The sequence below is a fragment of the Egibacteraceae bacterium genome (assembly GCA_040905805.1).
In the GTDB taxonomy this organism is placed as follows: domain Bacteria; phylum Actinomycetota; class Nitriliruptoria; order Euzebyales; family Egibacteraceae; genus DATLGH01.
Genome location: JBBDQS010000048.1, coordinates 34,794 through 47,096, shown reverse-complemented (window position 1 = coordinate 47,096; position 12,303 = coordinate 34,794). Strand labels below are relative to the sequence as shown.

General features: G+C 72.1%; 13 protein-coding genes and 1 tRNA gene. 1 reads left to right on the top strand and 13 read right to left on the bottom strand.

Annotation, left to right across the window (positions count from 1 at the left end; all coding sequences use genetic code 11):
- Positions 1 to 7: 7 nt before the first annotated feature.
- A complete protein-coding gene (locus WD250_05795; GenBank protein ID MEX2619713.1) occupies positions 8 to 838 on the bottom strand; it encodes a hypothetical protein in 831 nt (276 codons plus the stop codon).
- Between the two features lie 202 nt (positions 839 to 1,040).
- Between WD250_05795 and WD250_05790 the strand changes: the two genes are divergently transcribed.
- On the top strand, positions 1,041 to 1,739 hold the full coding sequence (locus WD250_05790; GenBank protein ID MEX2619712.1) for an SRPBCC family protein: 699 nt from the start codon (positions 1,041 to 1,043) through the stop codon (positions 1,737 to 1,739).
- Here the strand turns inward: WD250_05790 and WD250_05785 are convergent.
- From WD250_05785 to metG, 12 genes are all read right to left on the bottom strand, one after another.
- The gene (locus WD250_05785) at positions 1,630 to 1,944 is read right to left on the bottom strand and encodes a hypothetical protein (protein ID MEX2619711.1); all 315 of its coding nucleotides are present in this window, start codon (positions 1,942 to 1,944) and stop codon (positions 1,630 to 1,632) included. The genes WD250_05790 and WD250_05785 overlap by 110 nt on opposite strands.
- A gap of 29 nt (positions 1,945 to 1,973) precedes the next feature.
- Positions 1,974 to 2,441: a hypothetical protein gene (locus tag WD250_05780; GenBank protein ID MEX2619710.1), complete on the bottom strand. Its 468-nt coding sequence runs from the start codon at positions 2,439 to 2,441 to the stop codon at positions 1,974 to 1,976.
- Between the two features lie 8 nt (positions 2,442 to 2,449).
- Positions 2,450 to 3,043 (bottom strand): aminoacyl-tRNA hydrolase, encoded by a 594-nt coding sequence (gene pth / locus WD250_05775; GenBank protein ID MEX2619709.1) that lies wholly within the window; start codon positions 3,041 to 3,043, stop codon positions 2,450 to 2,452.
- An 81-nt stretch (positions 3,044 to 3,124) separates the two neighbouring features.
- Positions 3,125 to 3,862: a 50S ribosomal protein L25 gene (locus tag WD250_05770; protein ID MEX2619708.1), complete on the bottom strand. Its 738-nt coding sequence runs from the start codon at positions 3,860 to 3,862 to the stop codon at positions 3,125 to 3,127.
- 45 nt (positions 3,863 to 3,907) lie between these two features.
- On the bottom strand, positions 3,908 to 4,873 hold the full coding sequence (locus WD250_05765; protein MEX2619707.1) for a ribose-phosphate diphosphokinase: 966 nt from the start codon (positions 4,871 to 4,873) through the stop codon (positions 3,908 to 3,910).
- A 15-nt stretch (positions 4,874 to 4,888) separates the two neighbouring features.
- Positions 4,889 to 6,259 (bottom strand): bifunctional UDP-N-acetylglucosamine diphosphorylase/glucosamine-1-phosphate N-acetyltransferase GlmU, encoded by a 1,371-nt coding sequence (gene glmU / locus WD250_05760; protein MEX2619706.1) that lies wholly within the window; start codon positions 6,257 to 6,259, stop codon positions 4,889 to 4,891.
- A gap of 14 nt (positions 6,260 to 6,273) precedes the next feature.
- A tRNA-Gln gene (locus WD250_05755) sits at positions 6,274 to 6,344 on the bottom strand.
- Between the two features lie 135 nt (positions 6,345 to 6,479).
- Positions 6,480 to 7,514: a 4-(cytidine 5'-diphospho)-2-C-methyl-D-erythritol kinase gene (locus tag WD250_05750; GenBank protein MEX2619705.1), complete on the bottom strand. Its 1,035-nt coding sequence runs from the start codon at positions 7,512 to 7,514 to the stop codon at positions 6,480 to 6,482.
- A gap of 98 nt (positions 7,515 to 7,612) precedes the next feature.
- The gene (gene rsmA, locus WD250_05745; protein MEX2619704.1) at positions 7,613 to 8,464 is read right to left on the bottom strand and encodes a 16S rRNA (adenine(1518)-N(6)/adenine(1519)-N(6))-dimethyltransferase RsmA; all 852 of its coding nucleotides are present in this window, start codon (positions 8,462 to 8,464) and stop codon (positions 7,613 to 7,615) included.
- Positions 8,445 to 9,659: a septal ring lytic transglycosylase RlpA family protein gene (locus WD250_05740; GenBank protein ID MEX2619703.1), complete on the bottom strand. Its 1,215-nt coding sequence runs from the start codon at positions 9,657 to 9,659 to the stop codon at positions 8,445 to 8,447. The genes rsmA and WD250_05740 overlap by 20 nt, the downstream gene beginning before the upstream one ends.
- A 46-nt stretch (positions 9,660 to 9,705) precedes the next feature.
- The gene (locus WD250_05735; GenBank protein ID MEX2619702.1) at positions 9,706 to 10,476 is read right to left on the bottom strand and encodes a TatD family hydrolase; all 771 of its coding nucleotides are present in this window, start codon (positions 10,474 to 10,476) and stop codon (positions 9,706 to 9,708) included.
- 270 nt (positions 10,477 to 10,746) lie between these two features.
- Positions 10,747 to 12,300 (bottom strand): methionine--tRNA ligase, encoded by a 1,554-nt coding sequence (gene metG, locus WD250_05730; GenBank protein MEX2619701.1) that lies wholly within the window; start codon positions 12,298 to 12,300, stop codon positions 10,747 to 10,749.
- Positions 12,301 to 12,303 lie beyond the last annotated feature (3 nt).

The window sequence follows — 12,303 nt, the reverse complement described above, 5'->3', positions numbered from 1 at the left end:
CATACCTTCACGGACCCGCCACGGGGATCTCCGCCTCGATCAGCTCACCCTGGCTGCCGATCGGCAGGACAACCGTGCCGCCGAGCCCCACGTCCTCGAACACGAGCAGCAGCACGACGGTGGTGTCCGCCGCGACCTCGGTCATGCCGGTGACGCTGTGCAGAACCTGGGCGTCACCATCCGCGGTCCGATAGGTGGTCGTGGCCCCGCCGTCGGGAGCGTCGCCGGGGGCGGTCACCAGCGATCGGTCCTCGGCGTTGAGCCGCAGCGGCTGATCCCCGCTGCGCACCTCGAGGACGATCCCGAGCTGCGGTGACCACGCGGGCTTGCGGGCGCTGAGCAAGCTCACGGTGGCGTCGAACACCGACACGGTCGCCCCGTCGCCGCCGCTGAGGGTGTCGGCGACCGGGACCCGTCGCTCGGCGCCGGCCGGAAGGCTCTCGGAGAAGGAGCGCAACCGTCCGGTCTGCTCGTCGACCGCGAAGTCGGCGTGCCCGCGGGTCTGGTCGCGATCGGGTCCGTACGCGATCCTGACCATGTCCCCCACGACCTCCATCGTGCCGGGGCGGACCTCCGTCGGACGATCGGGGTCAGCGGCCCTGGCCATGGCCACGTTGGCGTGGTGTGCCGCGAACCGATGAGCCGGTGAGCCTTCCTGGGCGGCTTCGAGCATCTCGGGGTGGCGGTCCGGATCGTTGGAGGCGTACGCCTCGAAGTAGGCGGTCACGGTCTCCGACGACGCGAGATCGTCGCCGCAGCCACCGACCAGCGCGAGGGTGAGCAGCACGGCGATGGCGGGGCGGACCGCCCGCCGCCCGCTGCCAGGTCCCGCATCCATGAGGCCTCCGATCGACCGCCGCTCGGCGCCGGACGAGGTCGAGCCCACCCCGCACGAGCACGATACGCCTGCGCCGCCCGCCTGGCGAGGTCCGAGCGGGCCCGGCCTAGTATCACGAGCGGTGACAGCCGACGGGCTCGCCGGCACGGTGCCGACACGACCGATCGAGAGGGCACGGACGCGTGGCCGGAGGCATGACGCGATGGGGGCGTACCGGTTCCTGACGACCTGGCGCCTCGAGGCGCCGGTCGACGAGGTCTGGGCGGCACTGCACGACGCGGCGACCTACCCGCGGTGGTGGCCGGGGTTCGAGGACGTGGACGTCCTGCGGCCCGGGACTGCCGACGGGGTCGGCCGGCGGGTCCGCATCACGATGCGCGGGCGGTTGCCGTATCGCCTGCGGTTCGAGGTCGTCGGTCGCGCGGCGCACAAGCCCGACCGCGCCGTCCTGGACGCGACCGGCTCCCTGCAGGGCACGGGGCGCTGGGAGCTGCGCCACGACGACGGGGTGACGACGATGACCTACTCCTGGGAGGTCGCCACGACGACGGCGTGGATGAACGTGGTCGAGCCGTTCGCGCGTCCGGCGTTCATCGTCAACCACCACGCGGCCATGCGCCGGGGAGCGGAGGGCCTCGCCCGCCACCTCGGCAGTCGACTGCTCTCCGCGACGAGCGTCCCCGCCGCGCGGGGCCGGGACTGGGTGCCGCTCGCGGGCCTCCTGCTGGGGATGGCGGGCGTGGGCACACGGCTGCAGCAGCGGCTACGGCACCGGTGGTCCCGGGCGACCGTCAGCCGGCCAGCAGCAGCACCCAGAGCCCGTCGGCGAGGAGGGCCGCCAGAAGGCCGACGCCGCCCCACATGGCCATCCGGGGCCCGACTGCCATCGCGTCGGGGCTGAGGACCTCGAACCGGCGCCCCAGCACGGCGCCGAGGCCCGCCGTGAGGACCAGCTGCACGACGATGACCCAGTTCTCCGCAGTGTCCGCTATGGCTTCGACGACGAGGGCCGAGAGGGGTAGCAGCACCGACGCCACCCCGGCGAGCATCAAGAAGGTGCCCAGCCGGGCCCAATGGCGGGAGGCGGGTGGAGCGGTGGTGCCCATGAGCGGCATGGTAACCCGACTGGGGCGTCCTAGCTCGCGTCGCCGCCCGGCCACGTGTGCAGGCCGATCAGGCTGCGCAGGTACACCGAGACGTGGGCGGCGTCAAGAACCAGGCGGGCCGCGCGCTCGTCCGGTGGGCGCTCCAGGGCGGTGAGGGCGCGCGAGAGCTCGTAGACCATGGCGTCCACGGCCGCGGCCGCCTGCCGGCAGCTCGCCCCCATCGGCGAGTCGACGCCGACCGCCCCAGGGGTTCCGGCCACGCCCTTGCCGAGGCCCTCCACGAGCCGGGCCTGCAGCTCGTCGGCGGCTCCCAGCACGCTGGCGAGCGCGTCGAGGTGGGCGTCCAGGCAGCGGTTCGCGAGGTCGGGGGCAACCGCCCGGACGAGCCGGTGCAGGACGGTCCGGTACTCCTCGCCGCCCCGGGCGAGGCGCCAGTGCATCCCCCCGAGCAGGCTCGCCGGGTCGTTCCAGCACAGCTGGACGCTGTCGTCGGGCACCGCCTGGGTCATCGTCCCGGGCCCCCGGCGTGGTGGCGGTTCTGCGCGGTCTCGAGATCGCCGGTGACCAGGTCGCTGACGGCGTCGGCCGCCCGCTCGATCGCGATGTCCGCCTCGTCGCGCTCCCTGGTCGCGAACCGCCGCAGCACGTGGTCCGCGGCGCTCTGGCGACCGGGGGGGCGGCCCACGCCGATGCGCACCCGGAGGAAGTCCGGACCACCGACGCGCTGCTGGATGTCGGCCAGTCCCTTGTTGCCTGCGGTGCCGCCACCCTGCTTGAGCCGGATCGTGCCGAGCTCCAGGTCGATGTCGTCGTGGACGACGATCAACCGCTCGCGGGGGATCTTGTAGAAGGCCATGGCGGCCTGCACCGGGCCGCCCGAGGTGTTGTAGTAGCCGAAGGCGAGGCACAACGTCAGCGGGGTGCCACCCGCCTCGACGAAGGTGTCCGCGATCTGGGCCTTGACCTTGTGCGGCTTGAACGCCGCCCCGAGGCGGTCCGCGAGCAGACGCACCGTGTCCGCGCCGACGTTGTGCCGGGTGCCCCCGTACTCCGCCTGGGGATTGCCGAGACCGACCACCAGGAACCGGTCGTCGCTCACGGGGGGACCCGATCGGCGGAAACGGTCGAGCACTCCCCTTCGCGGCGCCATGCTGCTGCCCCCAGCAGGCAGGTCGGTGGGTTAGCCCTCGCCCGACGCGGAGTCGCCGGACTCCTCGGGGCTGTCGGCGGCTCCCTCGACGGCAGCCTCCGCACCCTCGACGGGCTCCAGCGGCGCACCCTCCTCGGGCTCCGGCACCTCGAGTGCCGGCACGACGACGGTGACCACCGTGCGCTCGGGGTCCTCGAGCGACACGACGCCCTCCGGCAGGGTCAGGTCCCCGACGCGCTTCACGTCGCCGATCTGCATGTCGCTGATGTCCAGGATGATGTGGTCGGGCACCTCCAGCGGCAGGACCTCCACCGGGATGGTGTACAGCTGCTGCTCGGCGACGCCGCCCTCGTCCTCGCCGGCTGCCTCGCCCTCGGTGATGACCGGCACGTCGACCTCGATGCGCACCAGGCGCGAGATCGTGACGAAGTCGGCGTGCAGCAGATGGCGCTTCACGGGGTGGCGCTGGAGCTCCCGGGCGATCACGAGCTGCTCGTCGTCGCCGACCTTGAGGTTGATGATCGCGTTGAGCCCGGCATCGGTGTGCAGTGCGTGGAAAAGCTCCAAGGCGTCGACCGAGATCGAGCGCGGTGCATCAAGGTCGGCACCGTAGGCGACCGCGGGCACCCGGCCCTCGCGGCGCAAGGCCCGGGCCTCACCCTTCCCCGAGCCCACCCGCGGGCGGGCGCTGAGGGCGACCTGGTCGGCCATGATCTGCACACTCCTGGTACCGAAGGAAAATTGGAAGATCGCGGCGCCGGCGCGCACGCGAACGCTCAGTGTAGCCCGGGCGCACGGGCCCCGACAACGCCGCTACTGGTTCTGGTCGTCGAACAGCTCGCTGACCGACTCGTCCTCGAAGATCGCCTTCATGGTGCTGGCCACGATCGGGGCGACGGAGACGACCTCGACCTTGTCGGGGGCGCGCTCGGGCAGGGGCAGGGTGTTGGTCAGCACCACCCGTTGGATCGTTGACCGCTCGAGGCGGTCACAGGCCGGTCCCGACAGCACCGGATGGGTGGCGCAGACGATCACGCGGGCTGCCCCGTGCTCCATCAGCGCCTCGGCGGCACCGCAGATCGTCCCCGCTGTGTCGATCATGTCGTCGACGAGGACGCAGGTCTTGCCCTCCACCTCGCCGACGACCGCGAGCGTCTTCGCCACGTTGTGGGACGTCCGGGTCTTGGCCAGGAACGCCATCTGCGCCTGGGGCAGGCGGGAGGCGAACTTCTCGGCCAGGCGGACCCGGCCGGCGTCCGGCGACGCGACCACCAGCTCGGTGTCGTCGTAGTGCTCGATCAACCAGCCCACGAGCAGCGGCAGCGCGGTGAGGCTGTCCAGGGGCGCGTCGAGGAAGCCCTGGATCTGCTGGGTGTGCAGGTCCACCGAGACGACCCGGTCCGCACCCGCCACCGTCAGCATGTCGGCCAGCAGCTTGGCGGTGATCGGCTCGCGGGAGCGGGTCTTCTTGTCCTGCCGGGCGTAGCCGTAGAAGGGGACCACCGCGGTGATGCGCTTGGCCGAGGCCCGCTTGGCGGCCTCGATCAGGATCAGCTGCTCCATGATGTTCTCGTTGACCGGCGCACAGTGCGTCTGGATCACGAACACGTCGGATCCGCGGACGTTCTCCCGGTAGCGGCAGTAGATCTCGCCGTTGGCGAACCGATGGATGTCGACATCACCGAGCCGCATGCCGAGGTGGTCGACGACCTCGTGCGCGAGCTCCGGGTGCCCCCGCCCGGAGAAGATCTGCATCCGCTTCTTGGTGACGATCTCCATGATCGCGCGACTCCTCTAGGAACGGTTGCGCTTGCGGTCGGCATACCCGGTGATCGTGCGCTGCTCACTGCGCTCGATGGCGAGCGCGCCGTCCGGGACGTCCTCGGTGATCACGGACCCGGCACCGGTGTACGCGCCGGCGCCAACCTCGACGGGGGCCACCAGCATGGTGTCGCTGCCGATGAAGGCACCGTCACCGATCACCGTAGCGTGCTTCCCGCCCCCGTCGTAGTTGACCGTGACCGTCGCGGCCCCCACATTCACGTCGCTGCCGATCGTGGCGTCGCCGATGTAGGACAGGTGCGGCACCTTGCTGCCCGCACCGATGACGGACTGCTTGACCTCGACGAAGGCACCGACCTTGGCGCGCTCCTCGAGGCGCGTCCCCGGGCGCAGGTAGGTGTAGGGCCCGACACTGGCCCCCGGACCGACCGAGGCTCGGACCAGGACGCTGTAGGTCACGGAGGCGCCGGCCTCGACCGAGGTGTCGACCAGGCGGGTGTCGGGCCCGATCTCCGCGCCGGCACCGATGGTGCACCGCCCCTCGAGGTGGGTGCCCGGTCGCAGCACCGTGTCGGGCTCCACCGTCGCGTCCGCGTCCACGTAGGTGGTCGCCGGGTCCACGACGGTCACCCCCGCCTCCATCAGCCGTTGCAGCACCCGGCCCCGCAGCACCGTGGCGGCGGCTGCCAGCTGCGCTCGGTCGTTCACCCCGGCCGCCAGCGCGGCCGGTGCGACCACCGCAGCGGCGGTCAGCGGTCCGACGACGTCGGTCAGATACTCCTCGTCCTGGGCGTTGTCGGTGGTGAGGTCGGCGAGCGCCGCCGCGAGTGGGTCGCGGGCGAACGCGTAGATGGAGGCGTTGACCTCGTCGACGGCACGCTGCGCCGCCGTGGCGTCGCGCTCCTCGACGATGCGGACCACCTGACCGGCGTCGTCGCGCAGGACGCGGCCGTACCCGGTCGGGTCGTCCAGGTGGACCGTGAGCATCGTGGCCTGGCGGGCGCCGTGCTGGTCCAGCAGGGCCTGAAGCGGTGCAGCCGTCAGCAGCGGAACGTCACCGGGCACGACGAGCACGGTGTCGACCCCGTCGAGCGCGCCGTCCTCCACGGCCTGGCGGACCGCGTGACCGGTCCCGCGCTGCTCGGCCTGCACGACGGTCCGCAGGCCGCCGAGCCCACTGGCGGCGGCCTCGGCGCGCACCTCGTCGGCCTGGTGGCCGACCACGACCACGACCCGGTCCAGGGCCAACGGGCGCAATGCCTCGAGCACCCAGCGCAGCATGCTGCGACCCGCGAGCTCGTGGAGCACCTTGGCCCGCTCCGACCGGAACCGGGTGCCCTTGCCCGCGGCGAGGACGACAGCGGCGCGTACGCCTGCCGTCATGCCCGGGGGGCGGGCTGGGAGGGAAGGGATCGAACCTTCAACTTCGACTCCAAAGGACGACGTGATGCCATTTCACCACCTCCCACTGTGCCCTGGCGGTGACCGGGTTCGCGGCTCTCGGCCAGCTGGGCGAGCCTCGGAGGTGAGGCTGACCCCAGGCTAGCCGATCACGGCACCCAACCCACGGCGACGCGTCGCCCGCCGGTCTTGGAACCGATGCTCAACGGGCCCGCCGGTCGGAGACGTCGGGGCCTCCCGCCGGCGAGGAGGCGACGGCGACACGGGCGAAGCGGGAGGCGACCTCCCCGGCGATCCGCCTGGCCGCGTCGGCGTCCGACCCGAGGGCCAGCAGCGTGGGACCGCTGCCCGAGAGCACCGCACCCAGCGCTCCGGCAGCGAGCAGCGCCGCCTTGTCCTCCACGAGCTCGGGGCGCAGCGCATAGGCCGCCGGCTCGAGGTCGTTGTGCAGGGCGGCCCCGAGGGCGACGTCGTCCTCGCTGCGCAGCGCCTGCAGCACCGCGTCGGGCTCGGACTCGCTGGGCCGGCAGTGCTGGTCCCACGAGCGGTACACGTCAGCGGTCCGCAACGGCTCCCGCGCCTGGCACACGACCCAGTGGAACGTGCCGCGACAGAGCACCCGTGCCAGCGAGGTGCCCCGCCCGGTGGCCAGCGCGGTGCCGCCGACGAGACAGAACGGCACGTCGCTGCCCACCTCCGCGGCGACCTCGCGCAGCTCCTCACCGGTGAAGTCACAACCCCAGAGCTGGTTGAGCGCGACGAGCGCCGCGGCGGCGTCCGCTGAACCCCCGGCCATGCCCCCCGCGATCGGGATCCCCTTGCGCAGATCGAGCACGGTCCGAGGCTCGTGGGGCCCGCCGTCGGACCCGCCGTCGGTGCCGTGGTCGCCCGCGCCGCGGTCGGGCACGGCTTGGGGGGACGCGACCGTGTCGGCCTCCAGGATGCCGCTGGCACGCCCCAGCGCGACGGCAGCGCGAGCGGCGAGGTTCTCCGAGGCGGCGGGGAGGCCGTCGACGACATCGTGGCGCAGCTCCACGCGCATCTTGCGTCGCCCGGCGGGGTGATGGCCCCGGCCCGGTGGTCCCACGACCCCGGCCTGCAGCTCGTCGAAGAGCGAGACCGTCTGCATGACGGTGACCAGGTCGTGGTACCCATCGGACAGGCGGCCGCGCACCGCCAGGAACAGGTTCAGCTTCGCGGGGACGCGGACCGACACGGACGGTCCGTCGGCGGTCATCTCCTGAGCCACGCGTGGCTTCCCTTGTCTGGGACCCCCGGTGGTCGGGGAGTCCACTGCGCGATGCTAGGGGCCCCGGTCGCTGATGAGCAAAGCACCTAGGAGAGCGCTGCAGCTAGCCGCAGCCAGGCCGGCAGGTCGAGCTCCTCGGCCCGCGCGCCCGCGTCCAGGCCCGCCCTGGTGAGCGCCGCCTCGACGTCCGCCGGCAGGTGCTCCGAGGACAGGGCGTTGCGCAGCCGCTTGCGGCGCTGCGAGAACCCGGCCTCGACCAGCCCGAAGAGGGTCGCGCGGTCCACCGGGTGCGCCCAGGGGTGCGGGAGGAGCCGGACCGTGACGCTGTCCACGTTGGGGACCGGGTAGAACGCGCCTCGACTGACCCGACCGACCACGCCGACGTCGGCCAGTGCCGCCATCTTCACGCTGACCGCCCCGTACTGGGCCTGCCCGACCGTGGCCGCCCAGCGCTCCCCGACCTCGCGCTGCACCATGACCAGCAGTCGGCTGAAGGCGTCCGAGCGCAGCGCCCGCATGGCCAAGGGCGTCGCGATGTTGTACGGCAGGTTCGCGACCAGCACGGCGGGCCCCCCGTCGACGAGCGCTGCGAGGTCGGCGGTCATCGCGTCGCCGTGCACGACCCTGACGTGCGGGTCGTCGCCCACGACGACACCGAGCGCGCGCACCAGACCGGGATCGATCTCGAGCGCGACCACCCGTGCGCCTGCCGCACGCAAAGCGCGGGTGAGGCTGCCGAGGCCTGGGCCGATCTCGCAGACCAGGTCGCCCGGCGCCACCCCGGCGTCGCGGACGACCTTGCGCACGGTGTTGGCGTCGACCACGAAGTTCTGGCCGCGAGCCTTGCGGGGGGCGAGGCCGTGCTCGTCGAGCAGGCACCGGATGTCACGGGGGGTGAGGAGCGGTCGGCTCCCGCCCTCACCAGGTGATGCGGACATCGAGGATGCCCGTCCCCGGCGCGCCGATCCGGGAGAATGCCGCCTGCGACAGGTCGATGATGCGGCCTTGGACGAACGGGCCGCGGTCGTTGATGCGCACGGTCACCGTCTTGCCGTTGGCCAGGTTGGTGACCCTGACGCGAGTCCCCATCGGCAGCGTGCGGTGCGCGGCCGTCAGGGCGGCGGGGTCGTAGGTCTCCCCGTTGGCCGTCGACCGGCCCGCGAAGTACGACGCGTACCTGGAGGCCTCGCCCTCCTGCGCGTTGCCCGTCGGGGCCGGGGCGGTCGCGGCCGCCGGGGCCACAGCCGGCGCTGGAGCGGGGGCCGGGGCCGGGGCGGACGGCGCCGGAGGCGATGGTGTCGGCGACCGGGGCCGGGCGGCGGTGCCGATCTCGACGACCGCGGGCTCGGGCTCGCGGACCACGCGCTCCGCCGTGCGGTTGCGGGTCTGGTCGACGCCGTCGATCCGCACGACCTCCTCGACCAGCTCCAGGACACCGTGCTGGCCGGCGCGCACCTCCCGGCGCTGCCCGCGCGGCAGGGCATCGGTTGGGCGCTCGTCGACCCCGAACTCGATGGTCTCCTGGCGCGCCTCCTCGGTGATGGTGACGCGTTGCACGGTGATGTGGGTGCCCGCTTCCGGTGCGCTCTCGGGGGCAGGCGTCACCTGGTCGTGCGGTCCGCGCTCCACGCCGAGCCCGTCGAGCACCGCGATCACCGAGGGGGCGTCGGTGATGACCTCATGATGGGCCCCGTCGACCGCGACGGTGACGGGCACGGGGGTGCGCACCTGCACGGTCATGCCGCTGGAGACCGGTGTGAGACGCGAGGGGCGCACCACGTCGGCGCTGCCCCGGCCCTCGCCGAGCTCCTCGAGCACCTCGTCGACGGTCAGGGCGGTCACGATGATGCGGCGCTCGGTGTCCCCGACGAGGAGCATGATCTCCCGGGCTCGCACGAGCTCGACCAGCATGCCGTCGGCCAGTTCCGTCTCGGCATCGGGGGTCAGCTGGTCATGCTCTCCGACCTCGACGTCGGCACGTTCCAGGAGTTGCCCCACCGTTGCCGCGTGGCTCGTCAGGTGCTGCACGTCCCCATCGATGACGAGCGCGACGTCCTTCTGCGCGAAGAGCAAACCGAAGCCGACGACGGCGACAAGCACGCCAAGGCCCGCACGGGCCAGAAAGGGGAGCATGCGCCTCAACCTAGCAAGGAGCGGGCCGAGACCCAAGCGGCCGTCGTCAGTGTGAGTCCGGGAGCGCGAAGAGCCGGCGGGCGTTGGCGCTCGTCAACCGCCCCATCTCGTCTGCCTCCAGGCCGTGCAGGTCGGCGAGCTGGGCGACGGTCAGCGTGACCCGAGCCGGCTCGTTCGGCCGGCCGCGGTACGGGTGGGGGGACAGGTAGGGAGAGTCGGTCTCCGTGACGAGCAGCTCCGGGGGAGCGGCGGAGGCCGCCTCCCGCAGCTGCGGCGCGTTCGTGAAGGTGACGTTGCCCGCGAACGAGATGAACCACCCCCGTTCTGCGCACCGCCGCACGAGCTTCTCGTCCCCGGAGAAGCAGTGGAAGACGGTGCGTTCGGGGGCGCGCTCGTCATCGAGGATCGCCACGACGTCGTCGTGGGCCTCCCGGTCGTGCACCACCAGCGCCTTGTCGAGCTCCTTCGCCAAACGGATGTGCTCCCGGAAGGACTCCTCCTGGCGCACCCTCGGCGAGTGGTCGCGGAAGTAGTCCAGGCCCGTCTCGCCGATCGCCACGACCCGGGGATGCTGGGCGATCACGTTGAGGCGGGCCAAGACATGGTCGGTGGCCTCGATGGCGCTGTGGGGGTGGATGCCGACTGCGGCGTAGACGCCGTCGTATGCCGACGCGGTGCGCACGCACTCGGCCGACGAGGCGAGGTCCACACCGACGGTCACCATGGTCGTGACCCCGGCCTCGCGAGCGCGGTCGACCACGTCGTCGACGGGCGCGCCGTCGATGAGCTCGAGGTGACAGTGGGTGTCGGTGTACACGACGGCGGTGACTCCGACTGGGGTCGTTGGATGGTGACATGGCAGCGCCCGCGGGACCCGCGGGCGTGAGCGCACACTAGCAGCGTTGCCCGCCATACGCGATGGGCATCAGTCGCCGTTCGGTGCCTACTACGGTAATAGTTGTAGGCGTCAGGACAGATATGTCCCGGAGCCGACAACGCCGCACGATGCCGCCCCCGAGCGTGACCTGGTTCGCGAGGGGGCCCGCATGGTGGTGCCCGGCGGGATAAGATCCCGCCGAGCAGCGGGTCAGCTGCGCGGAGCGCGGTCCTCGAGCTTGGGGAACAGCACCTCGCCGCGATCCACGTGCACGCCGGCGGGCAGCAGGCCCTCGGCGCCGGCGGCGGGCAGGCGCTGCTCGTCGAGGGACTCGGGCAGGCCGAGCTTGCCCCACAGGGTGGCGGCGGCACCCGGCATGACCGGGGAGACCAGCACGGCGATGGTGCGCAGCGCATCGACGCAGGTGTACAGGCAGCGCGCGAGGTCATCGCCCGAGCCCTGCTTGTGCAGCGCCCACGGGGCCCGCGTCTCCACGTAGCGGTTCACGCCGGACACGAACACCCACAGGTCCTCCAGGCCCCGCTTGAAGTCCAGGCGGTCGAACGCCGTGAGGCCCTCGACGGCGGTGGCGCGATCGGCGGCCAGTGCGGTCTCGGCGTCACCGGGAGCACCGAGCAGTTCGGGCACGACCCCGTCGCAGTAGGAGCCGACCATGTTCAGAACGCGGTTGGCGAGGTTGCCGAGGTCGTTGGCCAGGTCGGTGGTGTAGCGGGCCTCCATCGACTCCCACGAGAACGTGCCGTCCTGCCCGAAGGAGATCTCGCGCAGGAAGTAGTAGCGGTAGCAGTCCACGCCGAAGTGCGCGACCAGCTCATCGGGGCTGATGCCCGTGGCGTTGGACTTGCCCATCTTCTCCCCGCCCACCAGCAGGAAGCCGTGGGCGTAGACCTGGCGCGGCACGGGCACGTCGGCAGCCATCAGCATCGCCGGCCAGTACACGGCGTGGAAGCGCAGGATGTCCTTGCCGATCAGGTGCACGTCGGCGGGCCAGCGACGGGCGAAGGCCTCGTCGTCGGCGCCGTAGCCGGCCGCGGTGATGTAGTTCAGCAGCGCGTCGAACCACACATAGAACACGTGTCCCGGCTCCCAGGGCACCGGCACGCCCCACTCGAACGCCGAGCGCGACGCGGAGATGTCCTCCAGGCCCGACTCGACGAAGGTGCGGACCTCGTTCAGCCGCACGGCGGGCTGCACGAACTCCGGGTGCTCCTCGTAGAGCCGCAGCAGCGCCGGCGCGTACTTCGACAGCCGGAAGAACCAGTTCTCCTGCTCGAGCCACTCCACCGGCAGGCGGTGGATGGGGCACAGGGCCCCCTCCAGGAGCTCGGCGGCGGCGAAGTAGCCCTCGCAGCGCACGCAGTAGGGCCCCGAGTACGTGGCGGTGTAGAGGTCGCCCTGGTCGTGCAGCCGCTGCATGAACTCCTGCACCCGGGCCTGGTGGCGCTCCTCGGTGGTGCGGATGAAGTCGTCGTTCGAGATGGCGAGCTGGTCGAGCATCTCGTGCCAGCGGGGCACGATGGCGTCGACGTGCTCCTGGGGGGACATGCCCCGGTCGACCGCGGCGGTCGCGACCTTCTGGCCATGCTCGTCGGTGCCGGTGAGAAAGTGCACCCGGTCACCGTTGAGACGCCGCCACCGCGCGAGCACGTCGGCTGCCACCGTCGTGTACGCGTGCCCGATGTGCGGCACGTCGTTCACGTAGTAGATCGGGGTCGTCAGGTAGAACGTGTCCTTGGAAGCCATGCG

Excerpts from the sequence above, each read along its gene's own strand:
- metG (MEX2619701.1), bottom strand. The coding sequence starts at position 12,300 with ATGGCTTCCAAGGACACGTTCTACCTGACGACCCCGATCTACTACGTG.
- WD250_05765 (MEX2619707.1), bottom strand. The coding sequence starts at position 4,873 with ATGGAGATCGTCACCAAGAAGCGGATGCAGATCTTCTCCGGGCGGGGG.
- WD250_05740 (MEX2619703.1), bottom strand. The coding sequence starts at position 9,659 with ATGCTCCCCTTTCTGGCCCGTGCGGGCCTTGGCGTGCTTGTCGCCGTC.
- WD250_05785 (MEX2619711.1), bottom strand. The coding sequence starts at position 1,944 with ATGGGCACCACCGCTCCACCCGCCTCCCGCCATTGGGCCCGGCTGGGC.
- WD250_05795 (MEX2619713.1), bottom strand. The coding sequence starts at position 838 with ATGGATGCGGGACCTGGCAGCGGGCGGCGGGCGGTCCGCCCCGCCATC.
- WD250_05790 (MEX2619712.1), top strand. The coding sequence starts at position 1,041 with ATGGGGGCGTACCGGTTCCTGACGACCTGGCGCCTCGAGGCGCCGGTC.
- WD250_05750 (MEX2619705.1), bottom strand. The coding sequence starts at position 7,514 with ATGACCGCCGACGGACCGTCCGTGTCGGTCCGCGTCCCCGCGAAGCTG.
- glmU (MEX2619706.1), bottom strand. The coding sequence starts at position 6,259 with ATGACGGCAGGCGTACGCGCCGCTGTCGTCCTCGCCGCGGGCAAGGGC.
- rsmA (MEX2619704.1), bottom strand. The coding sequence starts at position 8,464 with ATGTCCGCATCACCTGGTGAGGGCGGGAGCCGACCGCTCCTCACCCCC.